This window comes from Paenibacillus sp. FSL L8-0663 (assembly GCF_038008125.1).
Taxonomy (GTDB): Bacteria; Bacillota; Bacilli; order Paenibacillales; family Paenibacillaceae; genus Paenibacillus; species Paenibacillus polymyxa_D.
In genome coordinates this window covers 5627616-5648067 of record NZ_JBBOYM010000001.1, presented here as the reverse complement: position 1 = coordinate 5648067, position 20452 = coordinate 5627616, and the positions used below count along the sequence as shown (strand labels likewise).

Annotated in this window: 15 protein-coding genes and 1 pseudogene; 8 read left to right on the top strand and 8 right to left on the bottom strand. The window is 37.9% G+C overall.

Features of this window, described 5'->3' with window-relative positions:
- Nucleotides 1-29: 29 nt before the first annotated feature.
- Complete coding sequence (locus MKY75_RS25085; RefSeq protein WP_340887013.1) at nucleotides 30-965, top strand: AraC family transcriptional regulator; 936 nt, start codon at nucleotides 30-32, stop codon at nucleotides 963-965.
- 28 nt (nucleotides 966-993) lie between these two features.
- Nucleotides 994-1482, top strand: a complete 489-nt coding sequence (locus MKY75_RS25080; RefSeq protein ID WP_340887011.1) for a DinB family protein — start codon at nucleotides 994-996, stop codon at nucleotides 1480-1482.
- Nucleotides 1483-1563: 81 nt separating this feature from the next.
- Here MKY75_RS25080 and MKY75_RS25075 read toward each other — a convergent pair whose 3' ends face one another.
- The gene (locus MKY75_RS25075) at nucleotides 1564-1908 is read right to left on the bottom strand and encodes a helix-turn-helix domain-containing protein (RefSeq protein ID WP_340887010.1); all 345 of its coding nucleotides are present in this window, start codon (nucleotides 1906-1908) and stop codon (nucleotides 1564-1566) included.
- Nucleotides 1909-1966: 58 nt separating this feature from the next.
- Nucleotides 1967-2314: a helix-turn-helix domain-containing protein gene (locus MKY75_RS25070; RefSeq protein ID WP_340887008.1), complete on the bottom strand. Its 348-nt coding sequence runs from the start codon at nucleotides 2312-2314 to the stop codon at nucleotides 1967-1969.
- A gap of 165 nt (nucleotides 2315-2479) precedes the next feature.
- Here MKY75_RS25070 and MKY75_RS25065 point away from each other — a divergent pair, with 165 nt between their 5' ends.
- The 6 genes and pseudogenes from MKY75_RS25065 (at nucleotide 2480) to dptH (ending at nucleotide 14118) form a co-directional block, all read left to right on the top strand.
- Complete coding sequence (locus MKY75_RS25065; RefSeq protein WP_340887006.1) at nucleotides 2480-3313, top strand: DNA-binding protein; 834 nt, start codon at nucleotides 2480-2482, stop codon at nucleotides 3311-3313.
- A 178-nt stretch (nucleotides 3314-3491) separates the two neighbouring features.
- A complete protein-coding gene (gene rlmH / locus MKY75_RS25060) occupies nucleotides 3492-3971 on the top strand; it encodes a 23S rRNA (pseudouridine(1915)-N(3))-methyltransferase RlmH (protein ID WP_013312768.1) in 480 nt (159 codons plus the stop codon).
- Nucleotides 3972-4261: 290 nt separating this feature from the next.
- A pseudogene (locus tag MKY75_RS25055) lies at nucleotides 4262-4534 on the top strand (ATPase); the annotation flags it as partial.
- Nucleotides 4535-5142: 608 nt separating this feature from the next.
- Entirely contained in the window at nucleotides 5143-7416 is a 2274-nt protein-coding gene (gene dptF / locus MKY75_RS25050; protein WP_340887004.1) for a DNA phosphorothioation-dependent restriction protein DptF, read from the top strand.
- Complete coding sequence (gene dptG / locus MKY75_RS25045) at nucleotides 7416-8792, top strand: DNA phosphorothioation-dependent restriction protein DptG (RefSeq protein ID WP_340887001.1); 1377 nt, start codon at nucleotides 7416-7418, stop codon at nucleotides 8790-8792. The genes dptF and dptG overlap by 1 nt, the downstream gene beginning before the upstream one ends.
- Entirely contained in the window at nucleotides 8773-14118 is a 5346-nt protein-coding gene (gene dptH / locus MKY75_RS25040; protein ID WP_340886999.1) for a DNA phosphorothioation-dependent restriction protein DptH, read from the top strand. Before dptG ends, dptH begins: the two co-directional genes overlap by 20 nt.
- A gap of 38 nt (nucleotides 14119-14156) precedes the next feature.
- Here dptH and MKY75_RS25035 read toward each other — a convergent pair whose 3' ends face one another.
- The 6 genes from MKY75_RS25035 to dndD (MKY75_RS25015) all read right to left on the bottom strand — a co-directional run bounded on the left by MKY75_RS25035 (nucleotide 14157) and on the right by dndD (MKY75_RS25015) (nucleotide 20441).
- Nucleotides 14157-14531, bottom strand: a complete 375-nt coding sequence (locus MKY75_RS25035; protein WP_340886997.1) for a hypothetical protein — start codon at nucleotides 14529-14531, stop codon at nucleotides 14157-14159.
- A 2-nt stretch (nucleotides 14532-14533) separates the two neighbouring features.
- On the bottom strand, nucleotides 14534-16558 hold the full coding sequence (dndD, locus tag MKY75_RS25030) for a DNA sulfur modification protein DndD (RefSeq protein WP_340886994.1): 2025 nt from the start codon (nucleotides 16556-16558) through the stop codon (nucleotides 14534-14536).
- A 5-nt stretch (nucleotides 16559-16563) separates the two neighbouring features.
- The gene (locus MKY75_RS25660) at nucleotides 16564-16752 is read right to left on the bottom strand and encodes a DnaD domain protein (protein ID WP_069012348.1); all 189 of its coding nucleotides are present in this window, start codon (nucleotides 16750-16752) and stop codon (nucleotides 16564-16566) included.
- Nucleotides 16753-16920: 168 nt separating this feature from the next.
- Nucleotides 16921-18051: a cysteine desulfurase family protein gene (locus tag MKY75_RS25025; protein WP_340886992.1), complete on the bottom strand. Its 1131-nt coding sequence runs from the start codon at nucleotides 18049-18051 to the stop codon at nucleotides 16921-16923.
- A gap of 21 nt (nucleotides 18052-18072) precedes the next feature.
- Nucleotides 18073-18438 carry a DndE family protein gene (locus tag MKY75_RS25020; protein WP_069012346.1) on the bottom strand — a complete coding sequence of 122 codons (366 nt, stop codon included), beginning with the start codon at nucleotides 18436-18438 and terminating at the stop codon, nucleotides 18073-18075.
- Nucleotides 18435-20441: a DNA sulfur modification protein DndD gene (dndD, locus tag MKY75_RS25015; protein ID WP_340886989.1), complete on the bottom strand. Its 2007-nt coding sequence runs from the start codon at nucleotides 20439-20441 to the stop codon at nucleotides 18435-18437. Before dndD (MKY75_RS25015) ends, MKY75_RS25020 begins: the two co-directional genes overlap by 4 nt.
- Nucleotides 20442-20452 lie beyond the last annotated feature (11 nt).

Here is a 20452-nt window from a genome sequence, read left to right as displayed (position 1 = left end):
CCACGTGCTGAGACAGGAGTGAACGATGGATGGACCCTTTGCTGCATTCACTATTTCGTCCCCTTCAAGTCAATGGAAGTGATCTCTCCACGTATTATATCGAACAAAAGCCGTCTGCTGCGCTGAAAGCTTATGTAGCTTGCTATTGGGAGTCCGGTCCGGCTAATAGGGTAGTAGAAGAGAATCTAGCAGCTTCGTGCGAAGACACTGCTTTGTTAAGCTTGCCGCAGGAAGAAACCATGGAGCGGGTATTACCTGACGGCTGTACGGATATTCTATTAGAATACGATCCGGTGAATAAGCGTCAGGAACTCTCGTACTGCGGGACATTTACGCAACCGTTTGTGTCTGCCAGACAAGCAGGGTCCGAGACTCGTATTTTTGCGGTGCGATTTTTTCCGGGTGGTGCACATTATTTTCACGGGCTGCCGACTCACTTGTTTACAGGCGGTAATTATCGCTTGGAAGATATATGGCCTGAGAGCATTGGGATCCTAGGTGAGCGTATTTTTGAGGCGCAGGACTTTAATGAACGGGTACGCATAATGGATGAGTATCTTAACCAGCTTCTGCTGCGCCAATACACGAACGATTGTGACCTAATGAAAAACCTGCTGCATAGCATCTTTGTGAGCGGTGGGAGTGTGGGGGTTAAGGAGCTGGCGGAGCGTGAGGCGATCAGTGAAAGGCAGCTTAACCGTAAGTTTGGGCAATGGATCGGAATCAGCCCCAAAAAGTTCAGTGAAGTCGTCCGCTTCCAGAGCGTTCTGCACAGCATCCAAAGCGGCGGGGGGCTGGATTGGACGGAGCTGGCATTGAAGCACAGCTTTTTCGATCAGGCACATTTGATCCGCGATTTTCGCAGATTTTATGGCGATTCCCCGCTTACTGCGGCCAAGGATTTTCGGAAGTTGTCCGATTTTTACAATACACGCCCAGAGGCTTCGGCTATACTCAAAATATGAAGGAGAATGGCAAAGGAGAGATGAAGATATGAGTGGAACGCTGCAAGTTCGCGATCATCTGCTGAGTGAGTTGGAAACCGGAGTACGGACGGGGGAAGCCTTGATCCGTAAAATACGTCCAGAGGATTGGGGCTTTCGCCCACAGGACAATTTCCGCTCGTTGCTAGAGTTAGTGCATCACTTTGTGCTTATTCCTGCTTCGGATCTTGCGATTATGCAGGAGAAGTCTGAGGGTGAAGTGGGAAGCATTGAAGGCAGCCTGTCCGGGGTGGAAGATCCCGAGCGCTTAGCTACGACTTTCAGGCAGAATTTTGAGGCTTATAAGGCTTACATTCTATCGCTTAGCGAAGAAGATTATCTGAATCGCTCGACGAAGGCCTTTTATATGGAGCATGGACATCTACAGGTCCAATGGCAGATCGAGACCGTGACGCATGTGTTCCATCACCGTTCGCAGATCTATAATTATTTGAAGCAATTGGGGCATGAAGTGAGCTTTTTTATGTTGTATGCTTAAGTATTTTTATAAAAGGTTTAGAGGGCACCTGTGAGGTGCTCTTTTTTTGTTTTATTCAAGGCTTTTTAGGGTGGGAATGGCTTAGTCGAACGCGCGTGAAACTTCTTTACTAACTCGTCTGAGAATGCCGATTTGTTCTTCATTCAATCTGCTGGTCAACGCAACAAATTCATCTATTGCCTCTTGCCGAATCATTTCGTCTGTAGTCATATGTTCTTTGGAAAACATCAATTCACTGATAGACACGTTTAAGGCAGTTAACACTTTCTCCAAGGTATCAATCGAAAAGTTTCTTTCGCCACGCTCTAATGCACCAATATATCTATAGTCCAAGCTTGCGATGTCAGCTAGTTTTTGCTGTGTAAGTCCCTTTGCATTTCGAACAGCCCGGATTCTTGTACCGATTTGCTTGCGTAATTCAGCCATATTACCACCTCATAACAAGCTTATGGAAGATGAAGTGTAAAAGTCAGGTAGAAGACAATTATTCAATTCTTTTTTGTTGTAACTCAACTAAACCAACAATATTTTTAGTTATAGTAGTAAGAATTTCGAGCTCTGTTGTTTCTCTTGAATTTATGAGTAACATAAGTTCATTTATGATTTCTTTTCGATCCGAAGTTTCATCGAATTGAAAAAGTTCAAAGGCTGGAACTTTTAATGCTAGAATTATTTTTTCCAACGTCTCCAAGGAAATATTTCGATCTCCACGTTCAACTCCGCCAATATAACTGTAATGAAGTCCTGCTGCTTCTGCCAGTTGTTCCTGTGTCCACCCTTTAGCTTTTCTTAGTTCTCGTATTCGGTTTCCGACACTTTCTGGTAAACTCATGTAATCACCTCCACTTAAGGTTAGAAGAGGAGAGAATATGGTTACAGACTATCTTATACAAAATAAATTTATGTAAAACTGTACTTTTAAGTACTTTTTATATTGACCTCTTTTTCCTCTTTCTATACAATTGGCTGTAAATGGAAAAACGAGGAGGACCTATTCTTGCGAACTTCTATCCTGAAATCACTCAAACCGGACATCATTGTTGAAATGTTAGAAATGGCTGTGGCTTTTGAAAATTGGAAAAAGGTGATGGAGACGGCGGATATTTTGTACCAGTGTGTACAGCGTATCTATGAAGAACGGCAGTATCATAAAGCAATGAAATTACCCATTCCGCATGTCAATTTAGAACGTCCGTTGGTATACTATTTTGGCTTCAGCCACCTGATGTGTGGAATGGCTCACCAGAACCAGGGTGCATATGAGCAGGCAAGGGAGTGCATCTATAAGTATGCTGAGCTGGGGTGGATGGAGGATCTAAAGGAAGAAGACATTCAGGTTGTCGAGGAGTTCAGGTTTTTAGCCAAAACTAATTTATATGCAGTAGATATTTTGTCTGGAAATATAGAACTTGTCGAGGAATACGTAGCCTTTTTGCAGGATAATCTAGAGGAAATATTACCGGGACTGAATACCATATTACAGGCAGCGCTTATGTATCATTTGGATGTAGAGGGTATATTACATACGTTTACAGAGCAGATTGATGAATTTGAGAGTTATGAAGACGCAGAGAACATATCTTACTATTATAGCTACTGCTATCACTTGGCTTTGTACTATCGGAAGTGTGGCAGATTACAGGATGCAGTGGGGATTACTGTACGGGCGATACAACTAGCCGATCAGTCGGATAACGATCGTAATTTCAAGAAATGTACAGCATTGTTCGAATCATTGCGGGAGTCAGCGACAGCAGAACAAATCAGCCAATATCGACAGATGCTAATGCAGTGTCTTGATGATACGAAACGGATAGGCATTTCATTGTGAAGAGCGTAAATGAATGATCCGGTATAACCTGAACAGGGGATGGGCTTGTAATGGAGAGGAAATAGATAGGTAAGAGACGTTTCAGATGCTAAAATAACTATATTAAAGGCATCTTTTCATGTTAGGGAACGTAAATACGATTTTACATTATTATTCGACATAGATAGGGGTATGGAATTTGTTTATTCAGCTTATAGGTGTTGGCAAGTTAAAAGAGAAGTATTTGGTCATGGGAATTCAGGAATACGCTAAACGGCTGGGCCCGTACATTAAGTTTCAAATGATCGAAGTAGCCGATGAAAAGGCTCCTGACACACTGAGCGAAGCGGAAGTCCGACAGGTCAAGGAGCGGGAAGGAGAGCGTATCCTTGCTCATGTGAAAAGCGAAGCACACGTCATTGTACTCGCCATCGACGGCAAACTGTGGAGCTCGGAAGAACTCGCAGAGGAACTGGACAAGCTTGGAACCTACGGTACAAGCCATGTTGTCTTCGTCATTGGCGGTAGCCACGGTCTTTCTGACGAAGTACTCCGTCGTGCCCAGCAGAAGCTGAGCTTCGGAAGAATGACTTTGCCACATCAGCTGATGCGGCTGGTGCTGGTGGAACAGATTTATCGGGCGGTGAAGATTAATCGGGGTGAACCGTATCATAAGTAGAGCGAAATTTACTAAGGGAGACCTCCTGAATTTTAATGAGCAGTAAATAGTAGTGAATGATAAGTAATTAAGAAGTAAATATATAATTAATTTAGGGGCATCCGGTAGGGTGCCTTTATTATTAATTAACATTGGCCGAATAAATTTCTTCATGACAGCGAATTGAATGGATCCGCATGAACCACCGATAGAAGATCTTTGATGGCTTATCCGTTCTGTATCCCATGCTTATTCTGTATTTGGTTAAATAATAAATTCAGGAACGAAGAAGATATGCGAAGATTGATGATTTAGTTGCTGATAAAGGCTACCCGTGGAGTCTTTAAGATATTTTGCCCAAAGTTTATACTGCAGGTGAACATGTTGGATATCTCAATGAAGCTGGTGCCCCATTGATAGAGCCATCAGGCAATCTGCAAGCAGGTATTCCCCTATGTCCTTCAGAAGGCGATACCGGAACAGGCATGATCGCCAAGAATAGTGTCAAAAAGCGTACCGGCAACATTTCCGTAGGCACGTCGATTTTTTCCCTGTTTGTGCTGGAGAGAGATTTATCCAAAGTGTAACTTTACATTCCAATTCCTATACTAATAAAGTCCGACATCCAACAGTTAAGGATGCCGGACTTTATTAGTATAATTGACTTTGAATAGTAGTGGTGTGAATTTGGAATGGGTTTGTATCTGATGTGGTACCCATTAAACAAGAACGTACTGTAAATTCGAGTCCCTTTGCCCTTAACTTCACGGGGCGGCTCGCATGGTGTGGGGAAAATTGCATCGAATACCACTTCCGATCTTCATTTAATCCTTTTTGCGAATTGTGACAAGTAAGAGATCATAAAGCCGCCTGGAAAAGGTGGTTTTTACTTTAAAATATAGATATTGAAAGCCGGAAAGGTTTTTTCGTTAAGAAATCTATGCTCGCCTGTTTCATAGCCCGGCTTGGTTGTCTAGCTGCTATATGTCCATAGGATCATTTACTTTTTACGAAACCAAAAATAGGAGATATGCACTACTAATTTGTTTAATTTTTTCACAAAATCCATATTCAAAGATAGATTTTAGAGGTATTTTCAAAAACAATTCATTATAATGAAATAATAAGATACGTTATAGGGATATCGATTTAAATACATTTGATTTTGAAAATCATAAAGGGAGTAAATTTTATGAGTTTAGGAGCATTGACTGATTTATTAGAATCTATATCTCCAGAAGCAGCAAGAGAATTCGGACTAATGAACCAATTATTCTTTCAAGATAAGGGCAGTGCTGCGGTTAAAGCAAGAACCTTCTTAGAGTTAGTTATTAACAAGGTGCTGGAATTGGAGAAGGACAATATTAATATGCCATCCATAGTATATGCAAAACTTGTAGATAAGATTAGTTATCTCGTGGCAGAAGGATTTGTAGGACAAGATATTCAGCTGGCAATGAACTCCGTCAGAAAGATTGGCAATAAGGCAGCACATGATGGTTCAGATATTACCTACCCTGATGTGTTTTCCGCACACAAAAATGCTCACAGTGTTGGTGTATGGTTCTTAGAGCTATATTCGAAACAGTACTTTGAAGCTCCTAAATATGAAGAACCTAAGCCTCAATCTGATTTGAATGCCTCGGAAATAGAATCGATGGTTAAATCGTATCTGAAAGAGAATGGGCTAATACGAGACCAGAAAACCGAAGCTACCGATAAAGAAATAAACCAAGAAGAGATTTCTATTCTAAATAAAGATCTTCCTAAGGGAGAGAGCTATTTAATCCGGGAGTTAAAGCGCCTTCAGGAGTCTTCGAAAGAAGCTGTAGAATCAGCAGGATCCTTCTCTTATTACAAAGACTATCTTCATGTAAAGCGTGGACCACAAGTACAGGTAGAGAAGATGCTAGAGCGAAAACTTGTTCAGCAGGGTTCCAATTTATTATTTATTTGCGGAAGTGTAGGCGATGGCAAATCCCATCTGCTTGCTTACTTGCGCTCGCATCGTCCTGAGCTGATTAAAGAGTATACGATTATCAACGATGCAACCGAAAGTTATTCTCCAGAAATGAATGCGATGGAGACCTTGGTGAAGGCACTTGAAGGATTTAAAGATCAGAATTTGAGCACATCCAATCAAAAAGTGATACTAGCCATTAATATGGGTGTTCTTCATAATTTTGTATATGATCCAAATAATGCTGAGTTTAAAGAACTAGCTTCTTTTATAGAAAACAGTGGATTATTCACACCAGAGTTGACACCTTACTTTACCTCTGAACATTTCGACTTGGTGAGCTTTGGAGACTACCATCCTTATGAGCTGACTGCAGAAGGTCCAACTTCTGATTTTTACAGTGAATTTATGAATAAGATTTTTATGAAGTCTGAGAAGAATCCTTTCTATCTGGCACACCAGGAGGATCTAGAATCAAGTGTTTATACCATCGCTCACTATAATTATGAGCTTTTACAGAATGAACAAATACAGAAATCGATATTAGAGCTGGTTATTGAGATCATCATTAAGTATAAATTAGTCATTTCGGCACGTACTTACTTGAATTTTATAGTTGATATTATTATGCCGGATCATCCGATGAGCATCGTGAAAATGGATGAATATGATGTACTGGACAATATGACACCTAACTTATTATTCAATCGGGAAGATCGTTCGGTTCTATTGAAATGGTTCCATAAGATTAGTCCTCTTAATCGGATCCGTTCTAAGGAGATTGACGAGTTAATTGTGGCACTTCATTCCCTACATAATAAGCAGGAAGTGATTAAAGAATATATCCATGATGATGTTGCTAATCACTGGTTCCTGAAATTTTGGGAAGGAAATGAACAGGTTGATCACCATGCGTTTAATAAAATCTCTGATGCAATTATCCTGACTGCCCATTTACAAAATAAGGACTTCTATGACAAGACTAGAGATCAGGATTATAAGTTATATACTCATAGACTTTACGGGTTTAATGCAAAACATATGGATTCGATTCGTGAAATTTACAATGAAACTAAAAGTGTAATCTATCAGTGGAAAGGAACACCTAAGGAAGAATATATCTATATTAGTCCTGTTCATGAGAAGTACAGATTGGCACAGCGAATGAAATTAAGCCCAAATATTAAACATATAAAAATGCAGAGCGGCGAAAAACTGGAGATCTTTAAGGATCGGATCAATATCGCTTTTGAAATTGGCGGCTCGGTTCATCATTTAGAGATTGACTACACTCTTTTCCATCTGTTCAGAAGAGTGTTGGATGGTTACCGGCCTAATAGACAAGATGAAGAGGAAATGGTTCACTTTATTGAATTTATTGAAAAATTAATGCGTAGCGGAGAAAAGAAAGATCAGCTTCTAATTCACTATATTACTGATAATAAAATTTTCTACTTGAGCAAAGACGAATTTTCTGGATATTCATTTACCGGAGGGAACATGTAATGCCGATCTTAAAAACGGAAGAGATAAATCATAACCTGACCAAAAAGAAACCACCCTCACACAATGAAGGTGAGATAAAAAAAGTACTTCCCTTTGCTACAACTAAGAAATATGTGAAGGGTAGTTTTCAGCCGCTTCTGGGAGATTATGTTCGTAATATTACGAAGATCAAAACAAAAAAACAAAAAACGAGTTCACTTGATGCTCTTGGAGTAGATCCCTTTACTTATAGAATTGTAAAAAGTATTAATCCGGAGGATCACCTTCAGCACGAACTTGAAAACTTTCTGCAATATTATTTATATGGGGAAAAGGGTGATATTAAATTAATACATCCTTATATATATAACTACCTGCAGGGGTCTGATTCTGACAATTTATTTCGTAAAGTAGCAAAATGTGCTTCTGATGTATTAGTTAATAATGATCAGCGGATCGCGAATATATTTAAAGATACAGAAACAGAGGATGTATTATCTGAGCTAATCATTGGGGCTCTAAATCGTTCAACGGATGGAAGTTTTTCAGAAACTATTTATCAATGTAAGTTGGAATTTTTGAATAATTTGTACTGTGAAGATCTTATTTACATAAGCGGTCATCACGAATACTTTATCAAATCACTACCTACTTTGACTCACTTTTATTTATTTACCTATATATGCCAGTTAATGCTGAAGTTTGAGCAGTTCGATAAAGGTGATTACACCGCGTCCACGCCTCTTTACTATGCGCTTGATTGGGAAGGGGTTATTTCTAAACGAAGAAAGGCAGCTAGTGATGTGGATGGATTCAAAAGAATTAAACAGAGATCTCCGTTTTTGTTTCCTCATATTCATACCATGTCGCAGTTAAGTACGTTCCATGGAAATACAAACGATAGTTTTTTTACTTATCCTGAACTCATAGAATATTTCAGTGGCTCTGAAAAAGAGCAGGAGTATTTGAGTGATGTGAACAATTGGATCGAGCAATATAGAGGGATTTTTGGTGAGAGAGTTACTCTTAAAGAGCAGGCAGGAGATCTTAAAACGGCATTTCGTGTACTGTTCGAAAGTATTAAAGAAGGTATGAATGAAGGAGCACGCATCGGTTATGGCAACAGTATTGAGCATTTCGGATCGGAGTTTTTAAGAACAAGAGGAAGCAGCGGAACGATTTTAATGCTAAATCATGAAATGCTGCTCTTGCTGACTGCCGTCTCTGTTAAGGATAAGCGTATACCTATTAATCAACTGTTTAGTGAATATGAGAAAAGAGGCGTAGCCTTAGATCGGCATTCCAAGAAGGTTGTTCTGGAAACGTTAGATAATTTGAACTTCATTGATAAAAAAAGTGATAGCGGGGATGCGCAATATGTCAAACCAATTCTATAACTATGTATCTAATCTATTGATTCGTTTTTTTAGTGGTATAAACATTCAACCCGGGCAGCGATATTTTCTTCAATTAGAAAATGAAGAGGAAGTCCTTACTTTAGCTGAGTCACTCCGTGACCAATCGATCAGTACGCCGTTTGTATATCAACATAACCAAGGTTCAGCTTATCATTCTTTTAGTATAGATATAAATAATGTGAATTTAGTGATTGCTTATACATCCGATGAAGTTAATCCGGACTTTTTGGTAACGCTGCGAAACCAGGTCGGAGAGCAGCAGGGAATCTGGAAAGATACTGCATTACTAAGTATTGTATTTAAACAGTTAGATTCCATTCAAGGGGGAAGTACAGATTTACAAAAAGAAGGTATGCCCTTACACCCCAAAACATTTGAGGCAGGATTGCAGGAGAAGATCGATAGCAGTGTATTAGATAAGGTAGATCAGACCATCCTTTCAGAGAGAAAGGAGCAGATTTCGTCTGAATCCAGCTTTCAGCAAATTACTTTTTTTGATTTCGAAGAAATATTTACGGCTCTCTCCAAAGGGAAAATAGACCCTGGCGAATACAAGGATTTCGGGTTATTCGAAGACCCAGATCTGGGCACACACAGTAAAAAAGAAATGAAAGAAAGAATATCTAAAAACCGTGAACTGTTTGAGTTTGTCCGTCATATTCATGATTTAGGTTTGGAGAGTGAGGAATTAGAGAAGAAGCTCTCGACCAGCGTTGCTCCAAAACTGAGAAATGTAGAGGAATGGACCAATACTCCTTATACGGATGTAAAGAAAGCATATGAAGAAGCTCAGAAGTCAGGAAAACAAACCGTTGAGCTTAAGCAGATTGATCTAAAAGATCAGCTTTATATGTGGAATAAGCCTAACAAGCAGACAGCTGCTGGAGAGAGAAAACGGCATGTGGTTATCTTCAATCCGGATAAAAAAGCAGAAATTAATTTATCTTTATCCTTTTTAGTGGAAGGAGAAAGTAGAAGCCTGCAGGTCAACCAGTTCAAAGTAAGTACAACAGAAGCGGAAGTCAATTCTCAAGTAGCTAGAACAAACGTTAGCCTCCAATGCAGTTTATCGAACCCGACTCAGCCTGCATTTATTAGGATCACTTATAAACATAACGGAAAAGCGAATTTAGGTTGTGAATTACAGATAGTTGTCCTCCCTCTTTCAGTTCAACAGTGCTCGTTTCTGGAGATTGATTATTTCGTCGATACGAAGAACCGGGCGATCAATATTCAGACGGACCAGGAAACCTATCTGCTTGGAACAGAAGGTTATCCGAAAAGGGAAGTAGAGATCAATGCAGTAGGTGAGCAAATTCATATTAATAATGATGATTTACTAGAGATTTCATTAAATAGTGACCTGTTTAATGAGCAGAACCAATTACCGCTGCAGCTTCATTTTGTTTCTCAGGAAGTTACTGTCCCTGTTCAATTTATAATCGAGGACAAGAGCAATGTCCCTATTACTGCATTCCGCCTTTGGAAACGTAAAAGAGAGGAAAAATTAATCTTTCATAGAGAGGGTAGCAAGTTAAGGGTTGGAAGCTCTGTATTTTATGGAAGTAATGAATTTATAAAATATCTTGAATGGGAAGAGCAGTGGAAGGAAAAAGGATTAAAGAGTGCGGTTTTAGAATCCGACCAACTGCATCCAGTAGATCTGGATCTTAATCCAAAATTATTAGATGCCTATAATCGCTTGATCAATTCGTATGTGACACATAAAACGACTCCAAGCTTAAGCTATATGAACGATGAAATTGATGAACGTGCAAGAGAATACATCAATGAATATATCAAGGGAATTAACTCTTTTGAAGAGGGGAGACCGGCAGGCAAAAGAGGAAGGGATCTCTTTAAATTAGGTGTTATCCACCATAATGAAGATGTATTGTTTACCCCATATCACCCATTAAATATTGCTTATCAGCTGCAGTTAGGGCAAGATGTTCAGGATGAACAAGTAGATGATCGTATTCTTGAGAGACTTCGGCCAGAAAGTTTGTTGCCATTTATATATGAGAATAAAAGAGAAGAATGTCTTTATAAATCCGATACTATTACTGACGCTTATGAGTGGGTCATCTATAAAAACATTAATAAAGTCAGTGTAACAGACGCCAATAAATACTTATCAAGCATTGTCATGCATAAACTCAAACAGTTTGAAGAGCATTTCTCTTATCTGTTCAGCGCTCAGATTAAAGCACCATACAAGATTAATCTGATTAACATTGAGAACGACCATGAAGTTGTAAAAGGAATGCTGCAGTGGTTTATGGAGACCATCAAGAAAAAGGGAGTAGACCATCTTCGTCGACTTCACATTAACCTTTACCGGGAGTATAGTTTGGAAACAGAGTTTGATCAGTTATCCGTTTTAAATACGGCAGAAGAAATATTCGCGTACTTCGGTATTACATGGAAGCACGAAGAAATCGATTCAAGCCATATTCTTAGATTGATCCGGAATTCCATTTCGTACTACAAGAAATATATAGAACCTGCGAAAGATTTAGATTACGCACATATAACATTTTATAGAATGAATATGAAAGAAAGTTATGCTGTTCAACCTATGAATGAGATGCCTGCCGGAATCGCGCTCAATGGTATATACTCTTACCTGCCATCATTCAAATATGAAGAGAACTATCGTTCAGGTTTTGGTACGAAATATTATGTGAATAATCAGGATTCCAACTCATTAATTGATCTTAGTATGGGGTTGAATGAACTTGCGGCTAATCTGAAAAATGATGGAAACGATTCTTTCCATAAAGGAGAGGCCATTACTTCAAGAACTACAACGGCAGATGAACAATTCTTACAAAAGATATTTGATGCATCTCATTGGGTTACCTTTGTGGATTCGCATTTAGATCTTAACTATTTCAATCAGTTAGATGAGAATTTATTTGTTATTCACTATAGTGATCAGTACTCTTCTTCCAATGGATATGATGCAATTACAGTGACCAATAAATCTAATCATTATCTTTCCGTCATTAGTGAGTATCTCGGGTCTCATCAACTAAGTGTTGGAGAAGACAAAGCGATCGATATTATAAAAGCCTTTAACACATTTAATGGTGAATGGCTTCTAAGAATTATAGGAAGTAAAGGGCATTATTCCCGTGAGAAATTTAGTATTATATCCGCTATCAAATTTGCTCTTGCTTATTTCGATCATTCGGATATTTGCTGGGTTCCAATTTCGTTAGAAGAAATTCTAAGGGTCGCAGGCAGTTCAAACCTGAGTAAATCAGACGGAACATTTACGGCCAAGAACTTAGGGGTAAAAGGCGTTCATAGTGATGATATGTTATTGATGGGTATTGAAGAGAGAGAGCAGAAGCTGCTTATTCATTTCTATCCTGTAGAAGTCAAAATAGGCATAAACAGTAATGGTGTTATGGATAAAGCCGCTATTCAGGTTCTGAAAACGAAGAAGATCTTCCAAGATGCACTCAGTAATCTGGAGAAACCGTTTACTTCAAAATTCTATCGGTACTTCTTTGCTCAATTATTTATTGTAAATGCAGCAAAACTTCACTCCAGTGATTTCTGGCCTGAAAAGAACTTTGATATGCCTGATCATATTATTGAGAGGCTAATTCATGATCAAATTGAAATAAGCTTCGATATTGATCGTATAATTGGCGCAGGTGCTGTAATTTCGTTTCAGAAAGATGCTTATCATCGTTCTACCGAATTTACAGATCAGGTGACCTATCTTAATTTAACGGAGTCTGATGGGTTGTATGGTTTGGTCAAATCGATGGAGGAAATGTATGAATGGATGCAGCATAGAGACAACGATTTGACTAAAGATAGTTTACTATCACATCGTTATAATATGAAATCTGATGTTCCTAGCGTTCATTATGCTTCTAGTCCATCTGAGCCTAGCTATGCCAGCATTTCTAATGGGTTTATGCAGGAAACTGCAGCTGCTGGGGAAAGTTCAAAGTTGAGTTCAGATTTGATCAGTAGTGAGGCAGAAGGTCTCGTAGCAGGTAGGAAAAAACCGCTTAAGGAAGAGAAAGTGCAAGAAGAGCCAGTAGAAATAAAGAAGTCTCCTGAACCTGTAGAAATTGAGAAGGAAACGGTTAAACAGAATGACACTCCAACTCATATTGAAAAGGATCAAGAAAATAGTGATACTGCAAATGAGAAAGAACGGAATATAAGGGTTCTTCTTGGTACTGCGGAGAATAGCACAAGAAAAATATACTGGGAGTATGATCATTCTGGTCTGGCTAACAGACATTTGCTCATCTCAGGTAAATCCGGGCAGGGTAAAACCTATTTTATGCAGTGTCTGCTGCTGGAGTTATCTAAACAAAGTATCTCGAGTATTGTTATTGATTATACAGAAGGCTTCTTACCAAATCAGCTTGAACCCGAGTTTGTAGGATTTCTCGGCTCCAAGCTTAATCAAAGAGTTGTATACAATCAAAAAGTGCCTATTAATCCGTTTAAAAGAAACATAAGAGATATAGGCGGGATTACACTCCCTGAATCGGATACCGATATTGCTGAGAGAATTAAGAGTGTGTTTGCTTCCGTTTATAAATCACTTGGAATCCAGCAGTTAAATGCTATTTATGAAGCGGTATTGAAAGGGCTTGAACGCTCTCAGGACGGGATGGATCTTAATGTGATGAGGGAGATGCTGGAGGAGGATACTGGAAGTGCCTCAAAAACAGCATTGTCACAAATCAGGACTTTCATCGACCGGCAAGTATTTATAAATGACCAGAACTTTTCCTGGAGTGATATGATTGACAACAATGGTTCGGTCAATATCATTCAATTAACCGGTTATCCAAATGATGTACAGCGTATTATTACCGAATTTATTTTATGGGATTTATGGAATTACCTATTGAGAAACGGAAGTAAAATTAAGCCTGTACCGTTAATTTTGGATGAAGCACAAAATTTGGACCACCGGGAGCAATCTCCGTCTGCTAAAATCTTGACAGAAGGTCGTAAATTTGGCTGGTCAGGCTGGTTTGCAACCCAGTTTTTAAAATCCCAGTTAGATGCTGATGAATTAGCGAGAATGCAAAACTCAGCACAAAAGATATACTTTGCTCAAACGGATCAAGAGGTATCCTTTGTAGCAAGTTCATTAGCTACGGAATCAAGTAAACGTAAGCAGTGGGAAGAAAGATTAAATAACCTCCGTAAAGGTCAATGTATTGTACAGGGACCTCAATTGATGGATCGTGGTGAACTGACCCCTCCGACGGAAACGGTTGTGAATATTACTCCATTGCAGAACAGGCTTTAATATAAAAGGGCAAATCCAAATTTGGATTGCCCTTTTTCTTAATTCATTGTTAATATTGCAAGTCTTAAGTCGTCAAGCGAGTTTTTTTCCTGTTGTATTTGTTCCAATATTCGAAGTCCTTTTTCAATCTGGTTTAAGATTACATTATTGATTTCTTCGGAACTTAATAATTTTCTAGCTTGGTTAATGATAATGTGTGAGTACATGTTATATTCATCCACATTGAAGAAATCAGGGATTTCCCATCTGTTTCCGTCACTTTGTCTGATGATATCAATATTTCGCTGTGAGGAGAGGCCTTTAGCTAATGCGAGTTTCATTATAAATGGCCGGTCGGCGGAAAGGGCATCGGCAAAGTAATCGAGCAGCATTTTTCCTTCATAACTAAGATGCTTTCTTTTAAAACCTGCCATACTTAGACGCCCCCCTTAGCCTGAAAATATCCTGGTATGATTAGAGTATATTTTCTATTCTGATCATAATCTAACGTGAATTGTTTATAGGTACTGTCCTTAATCTGTTTAATATAATCCTCAGTAATTTCTGTATCCGTTGATAAGATAATGACTTGTTCACTTAACTCTTTATAGTAATGATTAATAAGATATGAGCGGTGATAACTATCCAGTCTTCCCAGCGGCGTATCGATAATCATAGGTAGCGCATAACGGGATGACTTTGTAAGAGCCCAGATCAGAGCAGATGAAATAATCTGCATTTCTCCAGCAGAACGATCATGGACACTAATTTCTTGGTTTCGGTCATTGTATAACCGGATCGTAAAAGAACTCATATCGAATTCAATCTTCCCGAATTCATCTTGTTTACGAAATAATTGGTTAAGCATGAGTTTGAATTGCTCATGTATAAAGTTGGCTTTTAATTTAGTTAATTTTTCGATATAGTCATCGAGAAACTGGATAATCAAAGCGATGGCTTCAAATTGTTCTTGATACTGGTTGTTGTTATCTTCTTTCTTCTCAGTTTGCGTTAGTTTTTTGCTAAGACGAGCTCTTTCTTCGCTTAATGTATTGATTTTCCGGGTAGCTGATTTTAATCTCAGTTCTACTTCACCAAGCATTTTGGTTAAATTATCAATTTTCTCGTTTTCTTCCTCTATATCTACCGATTCAGGGGCTTTTCTAATCTCCGACTCATATTGTTGAATCAAAGTTCTTTCTTTCTCCATTTGATTGTAAATGCTCGTTAAATGTTGAGAAGTCTTTATGGGTAAGTTCATTAATTTTCGGTGCTGTTCTTTATTTAAGTCATGGAGCAGCTCGATTTCCTCAGGTTCTGAATTAATTTTATTTAGTTTGGACCAAATTTTTTCCCCTGATAGCAAAAGATTCTCTTTTTGGGTCGATGTAAGAGGAGGATCTAGTTCAACTTCAAATAAGTTTGATATGAAATTTTGATATGGAACTAGTGAAGCTTCTTTAACTAACTTTTGCTGCATATAGCTTTCTTCTTTCTTTAACTCTTTCTGCAACAGCAGGTATTGATCTCTTAACAGTATGTCAAAAGCAGAATCCATAAACTCTTTAGTGAAGTTAGTTTCAAAACTTTGGAGTTTGGTTTCACTAGCTGTCAGCTTTTTGATATAAACTTCTCTTGATGATGCATTGAGTTTAATTTTATTCTCGCGTTCTTTCTTTAAAGCCTGGATTTGATCCAGCAGCTTCGTCTTTCGATTCTCTTCTTTGTCTTTTCTAGCTTTAGATTCATCTAATGATTTATTCGTTTCTGCGAGCTCATACTTAACTTTATCCTGATTGGTTTCAGGAGACTTACTCGCATTAGCTTTAAAAATCTTGGTGCTCAGAAAAGAAAGAGCATCCGTCAAATCTGTTCTTAGTGCTTTATAAGCTTCCAGACCACTTAATTTTTGTATAGCTTCCTTCATCTCATAACTATTTTGTCTTAAAATGATATCTTTAATTTCTTCTCCATCAAATATAAAAAAGGGCGCAACGTGATACGGAATCGTTCGATCAATAAAGCGATTGTAGGTTTCCATATTATTGATGATCTGTGTACGGCCGATTCGCGCTCCTGGTTTACGGATTGTAATTTCTCTTGTCTCATAGACCTGGATCTTACTATGATCAAATATCCACTTTGTTTTTAATTCCCATTCTTCTTTGTTATTAACTTCGACAGTCAGGACTATGTAGCACTCTCTTCCGCTTTCGTTAAAAAAGGTGTTATTAATTACATTTGAAAAAATACGTTTATACTCCTCAGGAGACATTCCGCGTTTGCCGAATAAACTATAGTGTATGGCTTTTAAAATCGAAGTCTTGCCTGAACCGTTAAGACCGCCAATTAATATAATGTTCTTGTTATCTTGACGTGAGTTGTCAGGGATATCTAGATCTAATTCTTGATGTCCATAAAATGTTTTGTAGTTATTGAGAACTAGTTTCTTAATAATCATGAAGATTATACCTTTCCCTTCGTATGATAACCGACCAAATCAATATAATCGGTGCGTTTTTCAGCTAATGATATGTTTTCGTGCATGTTCTTTTCTGCGGTTCTGACTAGGAGATTAATTAAGTCCGGAGTAAGATTATATAGATCACAGAGATCGTTTAATAGTTTTTTTTCTTGTTGTTTTAGTGTTTCCATGAAATCACCTTTCGATTTATATAGTAATTAGTAACTAGTTAAAGTAGATAATATTACCTAATTAACTATAGCATATATATTGAAGTATTAGGATAAAGAAGGGGGGATGATTTTATAAAGAATAAAAAAAGACCAGGTAGATTGAAATCTGCCTGGTCTTAATGCTTCCTACTTAATATTTCTGAAAATATCTAAATCTGATTTGCTGATATTTGGATTTAAGGTGATTCGAATGGTTTGTCTGACTTCCTCAAGAGGTAGTCCTGCTGAAGTAAGGACATGGCTTGGTTTGCTTGAACTGCAAGCTGAGCCCGAAGAAAGTGCTACGAATGGAGATAACTTTTTGAGTAGAAGTTCATTGTTCACTCCTATAAATTGCAAACTAATAAGGCCGGGAATCTTATTCTCGGTGTCACTGTTAAACGTTATTTTATTACCCAAATTTTCCGAAAGTAGTGCAATCAGGTATTCTTCTAATTCTTTCAGTTTGGCAATATTCTCGTTTAAATGTTTATGGGCAATTTCAGCTGCTTTTCCCAATCCTACAATATTATGAACGGCAAGCGTCCCACTTCGGTAATCATTTTCTTGACCGCCTCCGTGTAATAGGGGAGTTAACTTGGTATAAATCTCTTTGGATTGTTTCCGAATTACAGCTACTCCGATTCCTTTGGGACCGCCTATTTTATGGCCAGACATCGATAAGAAACGAATCCCTGGTAAGTCTTTTAGGTAGAATGGAACTTTACCAATGATTTGTGTAGCATCTGTATGGAAGAATAGATTATTCTTCTCAAATCGTTGAGCAAGATCTGGTATAGGATTTAAGGATCCAATTTCATTATTACCCCAAATAATGGATGTAAGAAGTGGTTGGTGCTTCAGTTCTTCGGTAAGTTCGTTCACATTAACCCTTGCAAAAGAATCGACTTCAAGATACTTCACATTCGTTCCACGTTCCTCCAGATATCGGAAAGATTCTAATACAGAAGGGTGCTCCGTTTGAGATGTGATCATGTAATTTGAGTTTTCAGATATTCTTCCGTAATAGTCTTGTACCCCTTTGATGATCATGTTATTACTCTCCGTTGCACCGCTGGTAAATACAATTTCATCATCATCACACCCAAGTAATAGAGCTACTTGTTCGCGCGCAATTTTTACCGCCTTTTTAGCATTCTCAGCTAATAAATAAAATTTGCTTGAAGGGTTTCCGTACTCTTCCTTCAGATAAGGAAGCATGGTCTCAAGAACCTCTGGATGTAATTTAGTTGTAGCGCTGTTATCTAAATAGATCATATGTTATCCCGGCCCTTTGTGTTAGATTAGCAAGGCACGAATGAATTTTTCAGCATTTCCTGCGCCTTTGTACTCTGCGGCTAAGTCACGTATACCTCTTTCAAGATGGGCATTGAAGTATCCGGGGAAGTAATCTTCATCGGTCAGCTCTTTATTCGCAGCCTGTGTAATCATTGCCCGAAAAATATAATCGAATTCCCCAGTAACTGTATTTCGGTTAAGAACTAAGCCTTCACTGAAGTCTTTGCTGAGAGGGAGGACATCCCCTTTTTTTATAGATAGAGCTACAGCATAACGAATCAGAATATTAGGTGTTATCCCTGTGGAAGCTTGGAGCTGTAACAGGGTTTCTTTTGTATATTTAGACGTTTTGAGAGTGAAATTCATTTTGGGCTTATCTCCTTACTCATATTAAAATATCTGCCCCGAACGATTTCAGCTGTTTCCTGGAATGAGTTGTATTCTAATGTATAGCATATTGAAGTTATATCTTTAATCGTTTCGAAATGTTCAGTTCCAATTTCTGAGTCTGTAGTGAACATTAATACCTGATCCCCGCATTTCGGAATGAAATGTTCAATCAGAGACTTTTTATGGTCTTGATCGAGTCGTCCGAACAATGTGTCAAAAACAAATGGCAGTTTCCACTCAGATACTTTAAACATAGCCCAGATTACTGTCAACATTAACATTTCCTTTTCTCCAGCTGATAAACGTTCCTTAGTAATCTCATGTCTTTGTTTATTGTAAAGTGTAATCTGAAAACTTGATGAATCGATATGAATACGGTCAATATAATCCTTTTTTCGGAATAAGATATTAATCATTTTCGTTGCTTCTTTAGCGACATCGTTCAGTTTCTTTTGCCACTGCCGTTCCCTGAAACGCTGACTTACAGTCAATAACTTCTCAGTCATTGCATAAGAGCTTTCAGATTTATAATACTCGCGTATTCTATCATTAAGTTTAATTAATGCGATTTCTTTATGCTTGATTTGTTCATGTATTTCATTGATTTCATCTTCTTGTTTTTCGGATATCATTTTGATTTGTTCTAATCTTCTATTACTTTCCTCAATTCGCTCAAGAAGTTCTTTGAATTCACTTGAATTATCATTAAGATCAATCGCTTTACGTAATTCCTGAGACTTTTCTAACAAAACAGCATTTTCATCAAACAATTCAACATAATGCTGTGACTTGATTGATTGAACCTTTTTATGCATGGAGTAGACTTCATTCTGTTGTTCAAATGAAGATCTATGGAACACTTCGGTAATTGAAGGTTTAATAAGGTCTAATAGACCACTGTGCAAACTTTCAACTTGTTGATCTGAAAGATTCAAATTCGACGATGGTGTAAGGCTGCTTAGTAATTGTGATAAGTGATCCTTTTTCAAGGTTGTATTTATATACTCAAAAGAGTCATAATCCTTCTCTTTGGCAATCTGATCTGTAACTTTTGCTAACGTTTCACGAGCAATATAGAATGGAAGATAAGATATAGTAAATGCTTTAATCTGATCAGAATTTTGTTTTCTGCGTTGCTCAATTTCATTGACTTGTTGGATTAACTGCTGTCTGTTCTCCTGAATAAGTCCACCATGAATTTCAAAATCCTTCTTATCTTGTCTTATTAAATCTGTAAGTTTAGCAGCTTCATCTTGATGATTAAGCAGATCACTTTGGAGATTTTTCAATTGATTTTGTAGATCATGAATTTCTATTTCAAGTGAATTTTTGATTTCAAATTCCCTAGAAGTGTCAGAGTTTTTCTTTGCATGCTGTTGTCTGTAGTTTTGAAGGTCTTTTTCTAGGTTAACAAATAGGTCTAGGTTAAAGAGGATCTTTCCTGCATCCTGTAAATAATCAGGGATTTTCTCTTCAGATACAATTCTGGATATGTCCTCACCATCAAACAGACAAAGTTCAAATAACCTTGGCGGCATTTCTTCTCTGAGTTTATTTTGAAAATCAGAAATCTCCTGGGCATTAAGATGAGCATTGTTTTTTTTAACAGAAAAATATTCTCTAATCTTATTATCTTTAATACTCCAGCTGCGGATTAAAGAGTAGGTAATAGGTTCGAACTCTTCTGTTGATAGATATTCAAGAACAATTTGGTACTTATCCTGATTATTTTCATGAAGAGCTTTTCGATTAAGCAGGGATCGGATTTTCTTGAAATAAGCTTCATTCTCAGTAATATAACCGTAGGCCATAGAACCAAATAAAGCGATTCGAATGGATTCCAGAATGGTAGTTTTCCCAGCTCCGTTTTTCCCACCAATTAATATTACATTATGGTTAGTGGTTGTTTTAAAGTTAAAGTTGTTAAGATCCCCGTGATAAGCACCAATATTACGAAGGACTAGTTTGTTGATCTGCATTAATTATCTAA

Excerpts from the sequence above, each read along its gene's own strand:
- dptF (WP_340887004.1), top strand. The coding sequence starts at position 5,143 with ATGAGTTTAGGAGCATTGACTGATTTATTAGAATCTATATCTCCAGAA.
- MKY75_RS25025 (WP_340886992.1), bottom strand. The coding sequence starts at position 18,051 with ATGATCTATTTAGATAACAGCGCTACAACTAAATTACATCCAGAGGTT.
- MKY75_RS25085 (WP_340887013.1), top strand. The coding sequence starts at position 30 with ATGGACCCTTTGCTGCATTCACTATTTCGTCCCCTTCAAGTCAATGGA.
- dndD (WP_340886989.1), bottom strand. The coding sequence starts at position 20,441 with ATGCAGATCAACAAACTAGTCCTTCGTAATATTGGTGCTTATCACGGG.
- dptG (WP_340887001.1), top strand. The coding sequence starts at position 7,416 with ATGCCGATCTTAAAAACGGAAGAGATAAATCATAACCTGACCAAAAAG.
- MKY75_RS25035 (WP_340886997.1), bottom strand. The coding sequence starts at position 14,531 with ATGGCAGGTTTTAAAAGAAAGCATCTTAGTTATGAAGGAAAAATGCTG.
- MKY75_RS25070 (WP_340887008.1), bottom strand. The coding sequence starts at position 2,314 with ATGAGTTTACCAGAAAGTGTCGGAAACCGAATACGAGAACTAAGAAAA.
- MKY75_RS25075 (WP_340887010.1), bottom strand. The coding sequence starts at position 1,908 with ATGGCTGAATTACGCAAGCAAATCGGTACAAGAATCCGGGCTGTTCGA.
- dptH (WP_340886999.1), top strand. The coding sequence starts at position 8,773 with ATGTCAAACCAATTCTATAACTATGTATCTAATCTATTGATTCGTTTT.
- MKY75_RS25020 (WP_069012346.1), bottom strand. The coding sequence starts at position 18,438 with ATGAATTTCACTCTCAAAACGTCTAAATATACAAAAGAAACCCTGTTA.
- MKY75_RS25080 (WP_340887011.1), top strand. The coding sequence starts at position 994 with ATGAGTGGAACGCTGCAAGTTCGCGATCATCTGCTGAGTGAGTTGGAA.
- dndD (WP_340886994.1), bottom strand. The coding sequence starts at position 16,558 with ATGATTATTAAGAAACTAGTTCTCAATAACTACAAAACATTTTATGGA.
- MKY75_RS25660 (WP_069012348.1), bottom strand. The coding sequence starts at position 16,752 with ATGGAAACACTAAAACAACAAGAAAAAAAACTATTAAACGATCTCTGT.